The sequence below is a fragment of the Bacillus sp. CIS52 genome, from assembly GCF_053545315.1.
The window spans coordinates 255008-270592 of record NZ_JBIUFR010000003.1 but is presented as its reverse complement, the minus strand read 5'-3'; the positions used below and the strand labels follow the sequence as shown (position 1 = coordinate 270592).

Here is a 15585-nt window from a genome sequence, read left to right as displayed (position 1 = left end):
ATATATATGCTTCTGAAGGAGTTGAGCGAGTGTGAGCACAATTCGTGAAAAAGTCAGAAGCCGCCAAAAGAAAACCATCTCCCTATTAAGAAAAAAGCAAAATGCTGACGGCTCATGGTCATTTTGTTTTGAAGGCCCGATTTTGACAAACGCCTTTCTGATCCTCCTTCTCACTTCTCTCGGAGACAATGATAAAGAACTGATCGCTGAGCTTGCAAAAGGCATCCGCGCAAAGCAGCGTCCGGACGGAACATTTGCCAATTATCCCGATGAATGGAAGGGAAATGTGACCGCCACTGTACAGGGCTATGTCGGCTTGCTGGCTTCCGGCTTATATAACCGTTCTGAAGCGCATATGATTCAGGCCGAACGTTTTATCATCTCTAACGGCGGCTTGCGGAACGTACATTTCATGACAAAGTGGATGCTTGCGGCAAACGGCCTTTATCCGTGGCCCGCACTGCACCTGCCATTATCTTTCTTAGTGATTCCCCCCTCTTTCCCGCTGCATTTTTATCAGTTCAGTACATACGCGCGGATCCATTTTGTGCCGATGGCTGTGACGCTTAATAAAAGATTTTCACTGAAAAATCCCAACGTTCCGTCTCTCGCGCACTTAGATCCGCATATGACCAAAAATCCGTTTACATGGCTTCGTTCCGATCAGGAAGATGACAGAGATCTCTCTTCTCTATTTGCGCATTGGAAACGGCTTTTACAGATTCCCGCCGCTTTTCACCAGCTTGGTCTCCGTACGGCCAAAACGTATATGCTTGACCGGATTGAAGAAGACGGCACATTGTACAGCTATGCGAGCGCCACTATTTTTATGGTGTACAGCCTGCTCGCTCTCGGTGTATCACGCCACTCCCCCGTTATCAGAAAAGCGCTTGCCGGCACGAAAGCCTTACTCACGTCTTGCGGCAATATACCGTATCTGGAAAATTCAACATCGACCGTTTGGGATACGGCGCTTCTCAACTATGCGCTCATAAAAAGCGGCATTTCAGATAACGATCAGATGATAACAAGCGCCGCCCGCTTTTTGCGTGAACGGCAGCAGACGAAAGTGGCGGATTGGGCCGTCCACAACCCGCATGCAGAACCGGGAGGATGGGGTTTTTCAAACATCAATACGAATAATCCTGATTGTGATGACACAGCGGCAGTGCTCAAAGCCATCCCGCGAAAACTTTATCCCGGCTCATGGGAACGCGGACTGAGCTGGCTTTTGTCCATGCAAAACAGTGACGGGGGCTTCTCTGCTTTTGAGAAAAATGTCAATCATCCGCTGATCCGCCTGCTCCCGCTTGAATCGGCTGAGGAAGCTGCCATTGACCCTTCAACAAGCGACTTAACCGGACGGGTGCTTCACTGTTTAGGGGAAGCGGGGCTTTCTTCTGATCACCCCCAGATTGAAAAAGCCGTCCAATGGCTGTTCCGCCATCAAGAAGAGAATGGTTCATGGTACGGCAGATGGGGTGTCTGTTATATTTACGGAACATGGGCTGCGCTGACGGGCATGAAAGCTTGCGGTGTCAGCCAAAACCACCCGGCCGTAAAAAAAGCGATCCGCTGGCTGAAGTCTATTCAAAATGAGGATGGAAGCTGGGGAGAATCCTGTAAAAGCGCAGAAATCAAAACTTATGTCCCCCTTTCTTACGGAACGGTTATACAGACGGCATGGGCTGCGGAAGCCTTGCTGCAATACGAAAAACCACATCACCAGGCCATCACAAAAGGCATATCTTTTCTTATTGAAAACCGGCATTACGAGGGATCTCCTTTCAGCTATCCGACTGGAATCGGCCTTCCGAAACAATTTTACATCAAGTATCACAGCTACCCGTATGTATTTTCTTTGCTTGCGCTCAGCACTTTTATGAAAGTGAGTGAAAAGGAGGAAGAAAAATGAAACGGCACGCTTATCAAACCGAGATGCTGAATTGGTGTGAAACCTTGAAGGAACAAGTCATTCAGCAAGGCCGGTTCGATCGCTTCGCGGCACAAATCGACCGGATTTTTCACACTCTTCAGGATGACGGATTAACGGAGGCGGAATGGTACGAACAGGCATCAGGACTTTACCGGGACATTACCCAATCGGAAGAGCCGGATGAGCCCAGAGCTTTTGTGCCGATCGGCAAGCATGTACTGCCTAAGCTGCCTTACAGTTATTCCGCACTGGAACCGTATATTTCAAGGGAAATCATGAAACTTCACCATACAAAACACCATCAGAGCTATGTTGACGGCCTGAATCATGCTGAACTGGAGCTGAAAAAAGCGCGGCAGATGAAACAGTACGACTTAGTGGCGCATTGGGAGCGGCAATTGGCGTTTCACGGCGCCGGCCATTATTTGCACAGTATTTTCTGGTTTTCCATGAACCCAAACGGAAAACGACGGCCGACGGGCGCTCTCTTTCAAATGATTGACTCATCATTCGGGAGCTATTCTGCTTTTAAAGAACAATTTTCTCAGGCAGCTAAAAAAGTCGAAGGCGTCGGCTGGGCTATCCTTGTCTGGGCGCCGCGCTCGGGGCGGCTGGAGATTTTGGCAGCTGAGAAGCATCAGCTTTACAGCCAATGGGACGTCATTCCTTTGCTCCCTTTAGATGTATGGGAACACGCCTATTATTTACAATATAAAAATGACCGCGCGGCTTACGTGGATCAATGGTGGAATGTCGTTGACTGGCGGGAGGCGGAGAAACGGTTCGAGCAAGCGCACCGTGTAATGTGGCCGCTTTATTAAAAAAGCCCCCGTTTTGAACGGGGGCTTGCTTCTTTTCATTTAAAAAATACCGAGCACGTGCAGAAAAACAATAATAATGGCTACAGGAGACACATAACGGATTAACAGGAGCCAGACTGCAAACCATTTCCGTTTAATTCCTGAACCGCTTTTCAGTTCATCAAACAGCGCCTGTTTCGGAATTTTCAGCGGGACGAACACGGCAATTAAAAGCGCGCCAAGCGGCATTAAGACATTGCTGACGAGAAAGTCCGCGGCGTCAAAAATACTGCGGTGAAAAATTGAAACATCACTCAACATTCCGTACGACAGCCCAGAAGGCACGCCGACAATAAAGATGGCAAGTCCCCCAATCCATGCATACCGCTTTCGTTTTGCCGAATCGCCTTTTGACAAAACGGCAACCAAAATCTCAAGCATTGAAAAAGCCGATGTCAGCGTCGCAAATAAAAACAGCAGCAAAAAGGCGAGTAAAAACACGATACCGAACGGCATATGGTTAAAGACGGTCGGAAGCACGTTAAACAAAAGCTGCGGACCCTGATCCGGCTTTAGGCCGAATGAAAACACCGCCGGAAAAATCGCCACGCCCGCCATCACGGCAACAAGGACATTTAATACCGTCACTGATACAGCGGATTGAACAATATTTTCTTCTTTTTCTAAATACGCACTGTATGTAACCATTACGGATACTCCGACGCTTAACGAGAAAAATGACTGTCCCATCGCATATAAAATGGTATTGGCGTCCATCGCGCCGAAATCGGGCATAAAGAAGAATTTTAACCCCTTCGCTGCATCATGAAGCGTAACGGAACGGATCATTAAAAGAATAAAGAGAATAAACAGAGCAGGCATCAGCACCTGGCTTACTTTTTCGATGCCGCTGCTTACCCCCTTTGCAACAACTAAAATCGTCAGCACGATAAACAGCAGCTGGCCGAAAACCGCTGCATAAGGGTTTGAAATGGTATCGATAAATAACGTATCAAATCCGGATGTGAGCGATAAACCGCCTGTAAAGCCCTTTATAATATAGATTAATATCCATCCCCCCACTACGCTGTAGAAGGATAATAGAATAAAACACGTAATGATTCCGAGATATCCGATCCAATGCCACTTTTTCCCCGGCGCAAGCGCCTTATAAGATTCAACGGCGTTTTTTTGCGTTTTTCTGCCGATAATAAATTCAGCAAGCAGAAGCGGCAGTCCGATTAAAATCGTAAATAAAATAAAAACGAGCAGAAAAGCGCCGCCTCCGCTGGTTCCCGCTACGTAAGGGAACTTCCATATTGCGCCGAGCCCGATTGCAGAGCCGGCCGTAGCTAAAATAAATCCCAGCTTAGATGACCATTGATTAGCTTCTTTCACTTCAGCACTCCCAATTCATTTCAGTATAAAAATCAATTGTAAGAATATATGTCTGAATAGTCAAGAAGATATTAGTTGACATAATATAATTATGAAAAACTTATATTTAATATTGAATTATTCAGAATATTATTTATAATGGAATACAGAAAAGTCAGTCAGATTTTCTGACTTGATTGATTGGATGAAAAAGGAGCTGTGTTTATGGAATGGATGAAAAAAATAAGCGGGTTTGCGGGACAAACTTTCGGCTTATGGGTGATCGTCTTTGCTGGTTTAGGATTTGCCTATCCTGATTTGTTTTCTTGGATCAGTTCTTATATGACGGTTTTTCTAGGTATTATTATGTTTGGAATGGGGCTTACTCTTCAAACAGACGATTTTAAGGAGTTAATCAGGAAACCTTGGCATGTCATCATCGGGGTCGTTGCTCAGTTTACGATTATGCCGCTTACGGCTTTCTGTTTATCAGCCGCGCTCCGCCTCCCCGCAGAAATTGCAGCGGGCGTCATTTTGGTCGGATGCTGTCCGGGCGGCACCGCCTCAAATGTCATGACCTTTTTGGCAAAAGGCAATACGGCGCTTTCAGTTGCGGTCACTACAATCTCAACATTGCTTGCTCCTATTGTAACGCCGGCACTTATTATGCTGTTTGCAAAAGAATGGCTCCCTGTTTCTTTCGGCTCACTTTTTGTTTCCATTATGCAAGCCGTGCTTTTACCGATCATCCTCGGTGTAATTGTGAAGCTGCTCTTCAAAAAACAAGTCGGCCAAGCCGTTCACGCGCTTCCTCTCGTGTCGGTAATCGGCATCGTAGCGATTGTATCCTCTGTTGTAAGCGTAAATCGTGAACATCTGCTTCAATCAGGACTGCTGATTGTGACAGTCGTCATCTTACATAACGGAATCGGATATTTGTTAGGATTCCTGACCGCAAAGCTGTTCAAAATGGATTATGCTTCGCAAAAAGCGATTGCGATCGAAGTCGGGATGCAAAACTCCGGACTGGGCGCGGCGCTTGCGACAGCACACTTCTCCCCTCTGTCAGCCGTACCGAGTGCGATTTTCAGTATATGGCACAATCTGTCAGGATCTGCTCTTGCCACCTACTGGTCTAAGAAAAAAGGGAAAAACAGCGCAGAAGAGGATGAAACGGCAAAGATTCCGCTTTCATAACTGAACAAGGATAGGCGGCTGCCGCTCTATCCTTGTTTTTTCTGCAGATCACGAAACAGGCGCAAAAGCGCTTTTTTTACATTCCCCTGAAATAAACCTCCATGATAACAAATCAATTGGCTGATATCATAATCGAGCAGCCGCTCTACGGAACGGACCGCATCTCCCATATGTAACGTATAGCCGGGATGAGCAAGATTCAGCTTTCCGTCTTCAATAACGACCGCATCGCCTGTGATCATTATTTTTTCGGCAGGCAGATAAAGGCTGATATGGCCCGGTGTATGACCCGGCGTGGCCACAATGCGAATGCCTCCGCACCAAGGAAGCAGCTCGCCGTCAGTAACTGTCCGGTGAACCGGAGCCGATTCGGCTGATTGAAGCGAGCGGATGAACTGTTTTGCATGAGGTTTTGCTTCCTCCGGCAATGAACAAAACGTTGATTCAGCCTGCTCCAGCCGTAAAGATTTTTTGGAGCCGTCAATATACGGCGCTTCATGTTCGTGTGCTGTCACACTGATATCCGGATACAATCGGAGCAATGCAGCGAGTGAGCCGATATGGTCTATGTCGTGATGCGTTACAATGATTTTTGTCAATGAATGAAGCGGCATACCGTGCCGGGCAGCAGCATGTTGAAGATGGTTTGTAAAACCGGGATATCCGCAGTCTATTAAAATCGTGTCATGTTCGTCTTGCAGAAGAACCGGCGTGATAGAATGCCCTTCTCCATTATGTTCAAATTCAATCTCAAGCGGATAACAGTTTTTCATCTGCATTTCTCCCCTTCCTCAATAAAAAAAGTACACCGCTTGTAAAAGCAGTGTACTTTTTATCTGACACTAATTATCCTTCCAGCAACAGCTGCTCCGGATCTTCAAGCAGGTTTTTAATGGTGACAAGGAATCCGACCGCTTCTTTGCCATCTACAATTCTGTGATCATATGATAAAGCGATGTACATCATCGGACGGTTTTCAGAGCGCTCGGCATCAATCGCTACTGGGCGCAGCTGAATTTTATGCATACCTAAGATTCCGACTTGAGGGCTGTTTAGGATTGGTGTTGACATAAGCGAGCCGAATGTACCTCCGTTTGTGATCGTGAAGGAGCCTCCTTGCAGCTCACCTAATGTTAATTTATTGTTTCGCGCTTTCTTCGCAAGCTCGCCGATTTCTCTTTCAATGCCGGCGAATGTCAGACGATCAGCGTCACGCACGACTGGGACGACAAGCCCTTCTTCAGCCGCGACAGCGATACCGATATCATAAAACTTTTTCACGATCAGCTCATCGCCTTGAATTTCAGCGTTAAGGAGCGGATATTTTTTCAATGCTGCCACGACGGCTTTTGTGAAGAAAGACATGAAACCAAGTTTTACTTCATTTTGCTCAAGGAATTGGTCTTTACGGCGTTTTCTTAAATTCATAACGGCCGTCATATCCACTTCATTAAACGTCGTCAGCATTGCAGAAGTCTGCTGCACTTCAACCAATCGTTTCGCGATCGTTTGTCGGCGGCGGGACATTTTTTGAACTTCTACAGGTTTGTCAAAGCTTTGCTGTGTTTTTTGAGCCTGCTGTTTCGGCTGTGCCGCAGGTTTTGGAGCCGGCTTTTCATAAGCTTCCACATCATGTTTGCGTACGCGGCCGAGCGGGTCCCCCGTCGGAATTTGTGAAAGGTCAATTCCTTTTTCCCTTGCCAGCTTGCGTGCAGCCGGAGACGCAACCGTTTTTGATTTTGTTTCTGATTGTGCTTCCTGGCTGACTTCTTGAGCAGCCGGTTCAGCTTTTGCTTCCTCTTTCGTTTGTTCATTGGCTGGAGCACTTTCTGAAGGGGCAGGTGCAGAACTTTCGCCAGCGCCTTCTGTAATGGTGCCGATAATTTCTCCTACTTGGACGGTATCACCCGAATCTTTCAATACCTCTTTTAGAACACCCGATTCTTCTGCTGTCAATTCAACATTTACTTTGTCCGTCTCCAGTTCAAGCAAATACTCACCCTGTTCTACATAGTCACCGGGCTGCTTTAACCATTGGGCTATCGTTCCTTCTGAGATTGATTCTGCTAATTCAGGTACCTTAATTTCCGCCATTTTTACATTTCCCCCTTAGTTTTTGCGAGTCAAGCTATCAGATACAATGCGTTCCTGTTCTTTTTTGTGGACTGTCGGATCTCCTTCTGCGGGACTGGATCGTCTTCTTCGGCCGATGTATTGAACATTTACTCCTTTCGGCGCGATTTCCGTCAGATACGGGCTGATATAACTCCAAGCCCCCATGTTCTGCGGCTCTTCCTGAACCCAAACGATCTCTTGCAGGTTCGGCAGTTTGGCGAAAAGTTCTTTCGTGTCTTTTGCCGGGAACGGATACAGCTGTTCGATTCTGGCAATATGAAGCCAATCTTTATCGCCTTCCATTTTGTTAAAGTGATCGCTGATGTCAATTGACACTTTTCCGCTTGATAACACGACGCGAGTCACTTTTTCGTAAGCGTGGGAAAGACCGGATTGCTCATAGACCGGCTTGAATCTGCTTTCGCTCAGTTCCTGCACTTCAGATACCGTATTCGGATTGCGCAGCAGGCTCTTCGGCGTCATGATCACAAGCGGGCGGATTTCCTCACGAAGCAGCATTTTCGCTTGTCTTCTTAAAATATGGAAATATTGAGCCGCACTTGTCAGGTTGGCCACCGTCCAGTTGTTTTCTGCCGCCAGCTGCAGGAACCGCTCGACGCGGCCGCTGGAGTGTTCAGGCCCCTGTCCTTCGTAACCGTGAGGGAGCAGCATGACTAATCCTGATTTTTGTCCCCATTTTGCCCGTCCTGCAGAGATGAATTGATCAAAATAGACTTGAGCCGCATTGGCAAAGTCCCCGTACTGCGCCTCCCACATCACGAGCGTTTCAGGTGAATACACGTTGTACCCATATTCAAAGCCGAGAACCGACCCTTCAGAAAGCGGGCTGTTATGCACCGTAAATGAAGAAGCACAGTCGTCTAAATGATGGAGTGCAACAAATTCTTCTCCTGTTTCGCTGTCATGCAGCACAAGGTTTCGCTGAGCGAACGTTCCGCGCTCTGAATCCTGTCCGGTCAGCCGGATCGGCGTGCCGTCTTTCAAAATGGAAGCAAACGCAAGCGATTCAGCCAATGACCATTCCACTTTACGATCATCATCAAACGCTTTGGCGCGTCTTTCCAAAATTCTTTTCAGCTTGCCGAACACGTTAAAGGATTCCGGCCAGTTGATGAGTTCGCCGTTCAGCTTGCGGAGAACATCAAAATCTATGGCTGTGTCAACGTCAGGAAAACCGTTGGACACCGGCTCCGGCAATTCGATTTCCCGTACGGCGTCTTCTTTTTTGGCGGGCACCTTTTTATAGGCGTCTTCAATGCGTTTTGTCACTGCCGTTTCAATGTTTTGCGCTTTTTCCTCGCTGATCAGGCCTTCACTTACGAGTTTTTCCGCAAAGATCCGCTTGACAGTCGGGTGTTTTCTGACGGCGTCATACAGCATCGGCTGTGTCGTGGACGGCTCATCCATTTCATTGTGGCCGTACCGTCTGTACCCGATTAAATCGATTAAGAAATCTTTATTGAAACGCTTCCGGTATTCGACCGCAAACTTAACGGCTGACAGGCATGCTTCAGGATCATCCGCATTGACGTGAACGATCGGGATTTCATAGCCCTTCGCCAAATCACTGGCATATTTTGTAGAACGGGATTCATCGCTTTCAGTTGTAAAGCCGATCATATTATTGGCGATGATATGAATGGCCCCTCCGACCTGATAGCCTTTCAGAGAGCTTAAGTTCAGCGTCTCAGCGACAATTCCTTCTCCCGGGAACGCTGCGTCACCGTGTATTAAAATGGCGAGCGATTTTGTTTCGTCTTGAACCGGGTACCCCTTTTGCGTTCTTGTTTCCTGTGCCGCCCGCGTGCTTCCTTCAACAATCGGATTGATGAATTCCAGGTGGCTCGGGTTATTCGCAAGCGTAATCCGCGCGCTTTTGGTTTCGGCATCCTGAAGCTGTCTGTCTGCACCGAGGTGGTATTTTACATCTCCCGTCCAGCCGTAGCTGATTCCGGTCGAGCCTTCAGACGGTACAAGATCTTTATTCGGCGCGTGCTGGAATTCTGAGAAAATAATCTCATATGGTTTTCCGAGTACATGCGCGAGGACATTTAAACGGCCTCTGTGCGCCATTCCGATATTGACATTGGTTGTGCCTGCTTTCACAGACTGGGCGATAATGTCGTCAAGAACCGGCACAAGCGCGTCTAATCCCTCAATTGAGAAACGTTTCTGACCGACGAATGTCCGGTGTAAAAATTGTTCAAATCCTTCTACTTCCGTCAGTCTTTCTAAAACGGCTGACAGTTTTTCCGGTGAATTTTTCCGGAAGAGTTCTCCGGATTCGACCATTTTTGTAATCCATGCGCGCTCTTCGAAATCATGCACATGATCAAATTCAAAGGAGATGGTTCTTTTATACGTATTGCGTAAATGCTGGATGGCTTCTAAGCCGTTCGTTATATTGGCAGGTGCGTCTTTACAGATGACAGACGCGGGTATTGCTTTCAGTTCTTCTTCTGTAAGCCCGTACTCGAATAACGGAAAGAGCTCGCTCTTTTTTTGATCCTTTCTGAGCGGATTGACGGAAGCGTTCAGATGGCCATAGGTTCGAATATCTTCTGCAAGTTTAACTGCTGCTGCGATCTTTTGAATCAGATCTGCGGTGACGCGTCCCTGTTCCTTTGTTCCCGATGCCTCTTTTATCTGGCTTGGCGGAGCGCCGAGTTCGTCAAACATGTCTTTCAGATCCGGATCAATGCTGTCTGGATCTTCAGCATATTGGTCGTACAGCTCCAGTGCGTAGCCGAGGTTCGGTCCGTAAAAATCTTCCCAATTCATTCTTTGTTTCATATTATTTTGAAACATTTGAATATTACCCCCAACCTAGATAATCAAGTGATCATTTCACTATCTTGAAATAACTTTTGAACACTGTGCCCAAAATTATGTAATAAAAACGCTTCCAAGGATATTTTACCACTGATTGCGTTTGGATTCTACCTTGATTGTTCACAAAATAGTAAAAAAAACAGATCCATAACGAAAAAATTAAATCATTTTAAAATAAAAAGCTTATCCTATGCTTTTATGAAGCAGTTTTTTCAAGAGCGGATACAGCACATCGGGGAGCTGATCGACATCCGGAACAAAAATACTGTACTTTCCGTACATATCCTGAATGGTTTTCATCTGGGATTCTTCTATCGCGGTATTGGACAGAAAAACATTTATGACTTCTATCCCTCTTTTTCTCGCTTCGATGACAGCCTCGCTCGTATCGACGATGCCGTTTTGCTCGTAGCCGAACGCTGCGGGCTCCCCGTCTGAAAACACGATTAAAAATTTTTGTGCCTCACTACGCCTCATCAGCTGTTTTGTCATTTGTCTGATGGCATATCCGTCTCTGTTATCTTCCTCAGGCGCAAGCTGCATGATCAAAGGACCCGCCGCCTGCAGCAGCGACTCTTCAAACGGAATCACCGTATTGAAGAAGTTCGGCTGGCTCGTTTCGGTCGCTTCGTTTGTATCCTCCCAAAAACCGACGATCTGGTGCGGAACGGACACTGATTTCAATGCTTCATGAAAAAGGACGATCCCTCTCTTTGTTTCATCCATTTTGTCGAACATGCTGGCCGAACAATCGACAAGCAATGTAAACACAGCGTCAATTTCTGAAGACGGATCCTGCTTTTTATAGAAAAGGCGCGGATTCCGTTCCGTAAAGTAGCGGAGCAGCTTGCGGTTCAGCCTGCCTGCATGAAGATCGGTCCGCGGGAGCGTTTTTTTGTGCTCAAGTGTTTTTTGTATCATCTGCTTCAGGCGCTTTTGATATGATTCTATCGTTTTCGCCTGCTCTTTATAAGACTGTTCATCTTCCAGAGACGCTTTGTGCGGTGTTTGGTAAACCGGGAAGGCAAATTTGTTTTCTTTTCCGTCAGCCAGTCCCGCTCCCCCGTGTTCATCCTGTCTGGATTCAAGCGCTTCCAGTTGCGAATAATCCTCTCTTTTCGTCTGGCGTGCTGAGCCTTGAACGGAGCCGAGCGCCTGATCACCGTCATCGCCTTCTCTAGCGGCGTCATTCCCAAGGTCTGATTTCGCGCCGTGTTCAATATCAAATTGAAGGAAACTTTTTGACGGCGCTTCAGTTTCCCGGTGCCACGTATTCATTTTCTCTTCATGGATATCTTCATCTCCGTCGGAAGACTCAGGAAGCGTGATATCGTCGCTTAATGACGGCGCTCTTTTGATGCTTTCGAATAAAGGCTCTTCAGCCGCTTTCTCGTAATCAAGTTCCGGCAGAAAGAAATAGGTGTTCAGCATATCTTTCTCCAGCACTTCATCAAGGCCTTCCATGAGGTCTTCTGTTATTTTTGCGATCTGTTGCGTAGATTCGGCCTCATAAACCCGGATAAGCTGTCGTTCAATATACGGTATCATCATATTAATATCTTCCTGCATGGAGGGAATGCCTTCAAGCGGAGACTCAGCCGTCAGTTTGACAAACATCGCGCAATACAAAGCGTCGGTGAAAATACTCCGTTCCAAGTTCAATGTCAGCTGTGTTGTGAAGTATTTCCTGTACATTTCTCTCCGCTTCTGAAATACACGTTTCGTTCCCGGCCGCTCTTTTTTGATCAGCTCTTCAATTCTGATATCTTCAAGCAGCATGAACAGCTGCTTTGCAAAGCTTTGGCGGGTGAAGTGCCGGCGGACGTCATTTAAAAACCCGGCAAATTCACGGAATGAGCTGCTGCGTGTGCCGACAGCGCGCAAATACACATCGCTTTTCAAGCCGGCTTCCATATCCCCGGCTGATCTGTCTTTCCAAAAGTGGCTCATGTAAATTTTTTTTTCAAAGGGATTGTAGTAAGACTGCACGCCGTATTCTACTTCCACTTCACTGCTTCTGGTCAGTGTTTTGGCCAGATCAGTCAGCATCATGAACAAAAATGAATCGATCGTGCTGTCGTTAAATTTGATAAACTTCATTGTATATCCCTCATTCGAACAGCGTTTCTGCAATATTTCTGACAGCGGCTTTCTCTCTGTCGTCATCAAGCTTTTCCACGATGCCTCTTTCAATCGCCCGTTTCGGCGGAATATACGCAGCCAAGTCGCACGTATCAATGAGAGCCCTGATTGACGCCGCTTCCTCTGACACTTGTCCGTTATGCGCTTGTGCGATTAAATCAGAAGACAATGTCATGAAACGTTCAATTAATTTCTCATCTTTTAAAACAGACTGAGAAGTCAGAACCTGCTTCAGAAGGCTTCCTTTAATATACGGAACATCAATAATGACAAAGCGGTTTTTAAGGGCTTCGTTCAGCGGCACGGTGCCGACGTAGCCTTCATTAATGGCGGCGATGACACCGAATCCTTCGCTCGCCTTAATCACTTCTCCTGTAAACGGATTCGTCATCATTTTTCTGTAATCAAGCACGCCGTTTAAAATCGGAAGGGTTTCAGGCTTTGCCATATTGATTTCGTCAATGTATAAAAAATGCCCCTCGTTCATTGCCGTTGTTACCGGTCCGGGAACGAATTCAATTGTCGCCTTTCCGTGTTCATTTTCAATCGTTTTATAACCGACAAGCGCTTCTGCATCAAGGTCAACGGAGCAGTTGACGCTGTGCATCGGTTTATGAAAATAGTTCGAAAGCGTTTCCGCCAATTTTGTTTTCCCTGAACCCGTAGGTCCTTTTAATAAGATATTTTTTCCCATTGTCAAAGCGATGATCGCATCGAATATAATCGCTTTATCTTCGGCCTCATAGCCCGAGGATCCGATTAAATCCTGAAATTCTTGGGAAACGGGATGATTCTGATAAGCTTGCAGTTTGTTTTGTATATCTTGGGGCAGTGATAAGTGCTGTAATTCTGAAGTCATAGGTGATGTTTCCTTTCCATTCATATTCCATAACCGAGTATACTAAAAAAGCCCTTGTATACTCAATACAAAAGGGCTCATTCCCTGCGGGCGCTTTTTGTCAGAGGAGCGCAGGCGATTCTGGCTCCGGAATTTCCGCTCGGGTTTGTTAAATAATCATCCGTATGTTCATGAATGACGAACGCGCTCCCGTCCCGGTCAAGCAGGCTGAGTCTGCTTCCTTCTTTTAAAGAAGTCTGCGGCGCGTTCATTATGACATCTACTTTACCGTCAGCCCCCACTTCAAGATTGGGGAGATCCCCGGCGTGATGCCCCATCGGATTGTTGAAGCCGTGCTCTTTGTTCAAAGGGTTGAACGGGCCGCCGGCTGATTCGAAATCAGGTGTCTTGCACACCCCTTTATCATAAATATGAAACCCGAGAGAAGCGCCCGGCGGCAGATGTCCTGCTGATATATGGATGTCTGACCCTTCCTCATCAGAATCTTTCACTTCAATATATCCGATGTTTTTACCTTTTTGATTGATGAGTCCGGCATGCTCGCGGTATGCTGACGCCTCCAATGCGCGGCTTTCTTCATGTTTTTTGGGCGGAACTGGAGCGGGCCTGCCTCCGCAGCCGCCAAGCGTGATTGATGCGAGCATGAGAAAAAGCAAGAGACGGTTCATGCTTTCTCCCCCTTATTTTTATCAATCAGTCTTGTCAAAACATAAATATGGTAAACAAAAAAAGCCCCGAAAGGCTTTTTTAAAAATAACTGCGCGCTCCTAAATAAGCTTTTTTCCAATATGGATTGCTTAAGTTTGAAATTTCAACCCCGGAGGAACTTGCGTGAATGAAATCTCCTCCGCCCAAATATATTCCCATATGAGAAGGACCTGATTTATATGTCGTAAAGAAGACGAAGTCGCCTGCTGACGGCTGGCTGATTTGTTTCATTGTATTCCAGTATCCGGCGGTGCTCAGACGGGAAACAGAGCTTACCTTATTTAAAAGGTAATAGATATAGCCGCTGCAATCGAATCCCGCAGGCGTATTGCCTCCCCATCGGTAAGGCACGCCGACATATTTTTTTGCTTCGCCTATCATTCTGTCAATCTTCGACCCTGTCACCGGAGGTTCGGGAGTATGAGGTTTGTTTGGCTTTGCCGGCTTGTTTTCCGGCTGGCGCACAGGGTCTTCTGTTTTTTCCGTCCCGTTTATCACGAGAACTTGTCCGATTTGCAGCACATCAGTTGTCAGTTTATTTTTTTCTCTGATGAGCTGGGCGGTGATGCCGAACCGATTGGCAATTTTCCAGAGGGAATCGCCTGCTTTTACTTTGTATGTGGACGGCTTCTCAGAAGGGTTTGGATGAGATGGCGGTGTCGTGCCGCTGTTTCCGTTATGTGGAGAGCCTTTGGTTTTTAACACTTGGTTCGGATACAGCAAGTCTGACGTTAATTGATTCAGCTTTTTCAGTTCAGCGATGGTGATGCCGATTTGATTGGCGATTTTCCACAGCGAATCACCCGGTTTTACAGTGTAAGTCCCTGATGCGGCTTTATCAGGTTTGGTCTGTTTGCCGCCTCTGTCCGTGCCGGGGGCAGACCCTTTAATTTTCAGTTTTTGGCCGGGATAGATGACATCTGAGCTCAAACGGTTCAGGCTTCTCAGCTCCGAAACACTCATGCGGTATTTTTTTGCGATCACCCATAAGGAATCTCCGTATGTAACCGTGTAAGCGCCCGTGCTTCGTTTTTTCTTTTGATTTGTTTTATGTGTGCTGCTGCCGTCAGGAATGTTCAGCCGCTGTCCGGGGTAAAGTATCGTTGATTTCAATTTGTTTTCCGCCTGGAGGGCTGAAATGCTTGTATGATATTGTCGGGAAAGCTTCCAAAGAGAATCGCCGTTTTTTACTTGAATGGTTTTTGCTTCAGCGGGATGCACGGCGAAGGTTGAAGTCATTACTGCAGATACAGCCAGACCGGCTGCGATTTTTTTCTTCATATAACGAAAAACCTCCTATTTATCATTACTGAAAGGGGCATTCCTTTTCTTCAAACGCCGCCTGTTATACAGGATTCATGCAGAAGTCGACATCATTTCCGTTTCATTTACACCTTAAATCATCACTAATGCCACACATTTTACATAAATAGAGACCATTTCACAAAAGACTTTGGAATCATTTTCATAACATGGCTTATTTCCGCGACATTCCACCTTTCTTGTCTGTTTTTCATACAATTCTCTTTGCGGCAGGAAAAATCCTCCCGAAAAGCAAGCAAAAAAAGCCCGCTTCCTTTAAAGGAAGCAGGTAATGA

Annotated in this window: 11 protein-coding genes; 3 read left to right on the top strand and 8 right to left on the bottom strand. The window is 46.6% G+C overall.

Going from position 1 to position 15585, the window contains the following annotated elements:
• Positions 1 to 31: 31 nt before the first annotated feature.
• Positions 32 to 1915, top strand: coding sequence for a terpene cyclase/mutase family protein (locus ACH32G_RS14265; RefSeq protein WP_366970888.1), 1884 nt, complete (start codon positions 32 to 34; stop codon positions 1913 to 1915).
• Entirely contained in the window at positions 1912 to 2757 is an 846-nt protein-coding gene (locus ACH32G_RS14260; RefSeq protein WP_047474633.1) for a superoxide dismutase, read from the top strand. The genes ACH32G_RS14265 and ACH32G_RS14260 overlap by 4 nt, the downstream gene beginning before the upstream one ends.
• A 39-nt stretch (positions 2758 to 2796) precedes the next feature.
• On the opposite strand, the gene ACH32G_RS14255 is transcribed toward ACH32G_RS14260, so the two are convergent.
• Positions 2797 to 4134, bottom strand: coding sequence for a sodium-dependent transporter (locus ACH32G_RS14255; protein ID WP_047474630.1), 1338 nt, complete (start codon positions 4132 to 4134; stop codon positions 2797 to 2799).
• A gap of 204 nt (positions 4135 to 4338) precedes the next feature.
• On the opposite strand from ACH32G_RS14255, the gene ACH32G_RS14250 reads away from it, so the two are divergent.
• The gene (locus tag ACH32G_RS14250) at positions 4339 to 5310 is read left to right on the top strand and encodes a bile acid:sodium symporter family transporter (protein ID WP_448814471.1); all 972 of its coding nucleotides are present in this window, start codon (positions 4339 to 4341) and stop codon (positions 5308 to 5310) included.
• A gap of 26 nt (positions 5311 to 5336) precedes the next feature.
• Here ACH32G_RS14250 and ACH32G_RS14245 read toward each other — a convergent pair whose 3' ends face one another.
• The 7 genes from ACH32G_RS14245 to ACH32G_RS14215 form a co-directional block, all read right to left on the bottom strand.
• A complete protein-coding gene (locus ACH32G_RS14245) occupies positions 5337 to 6083 on the bottom strand; it encodes an MBL fold metallo-hydrolase (RefSeq protein WP_415273105.1) in 747 nt (248 codons plus the stop codon).
• Between the two features lie 73 nt (positions 6084 to 6156).
• Positions 6157 to 7404, bottom strand: a complete 1248-nt coding sequence (gene odhB, locus ACH32G_RS14240; protein WP_047474626.1) for a 2-oxoglutarate dehydrogenase complex dihydrolipoyllysine-residue succinyltransferase — start codon at positions 7402 to 7404, stop codon at positions 6157 to 6159.
• A 15-nt stretch (positions 7405 to 7419) separates the two neighbouring features.
• A complete protein-coding gene (sucA, locus tag ACH32G_RS14235) occupies positions 7420 to 10254 on the bottom strand; it encodes a 2-oxoglutarate dehydrogenase E1 component (RefSeq protein ID WP_448814470.1) in 2835 nt (944 codons plus the stop codon).
• A 207-nt stretch (positions 10255 to 10461) separates the two neighbouring features.
• On the bottom strand, positions 10462 to 12378 hold the full coding sequence (locus tag ACH32G_RS14230) for a vWA domain-containing protein (protein WP_415305318.1): 1917 nt from the start codon (positions 12376 to 12378) through the stop codon (positions 10462 to 10464).
• Positions 12379 to 12388: 10 nt separating this feature from the next.
• Positions 12389 to 13279 carry an AAA family ATPase gene (locus tag ACH32G_RS14225; protein WP_016936610.1) on the bottom strand — a complete coding sequence of 297 codons (891 nt, stop codon included), beginning with the start codon at positions 13277 to 13279 and terminating at the stop codon, positions 12389 to 12391.
• Positions 13280 to 13356: 77 nt separating this feature from the next.
• A complete protein-coding gene (locus tag ACH32G_RS14220; protein WP_448814469.1) occupies positions 13357 to 13947 on the bottom strand; it encodes a superoxide dismutase family protein in 591 nt (196 codons plus the stop codon).
• A gap of 79 nt (positions 13948 to 14026) precedes the next feature.
• Complete coding sequence (locus tag ACH32G_RS14215) at positions 14027 to 15268, bottom strand: C40 family peptidase (protein WP_188154147.1); 1242 nt, start codon at positions 15266 to 15268, stop codon at positions 14027 to 14029.
• Positions 15269 to 15585 lie beyond the last annotated feature (317 nt).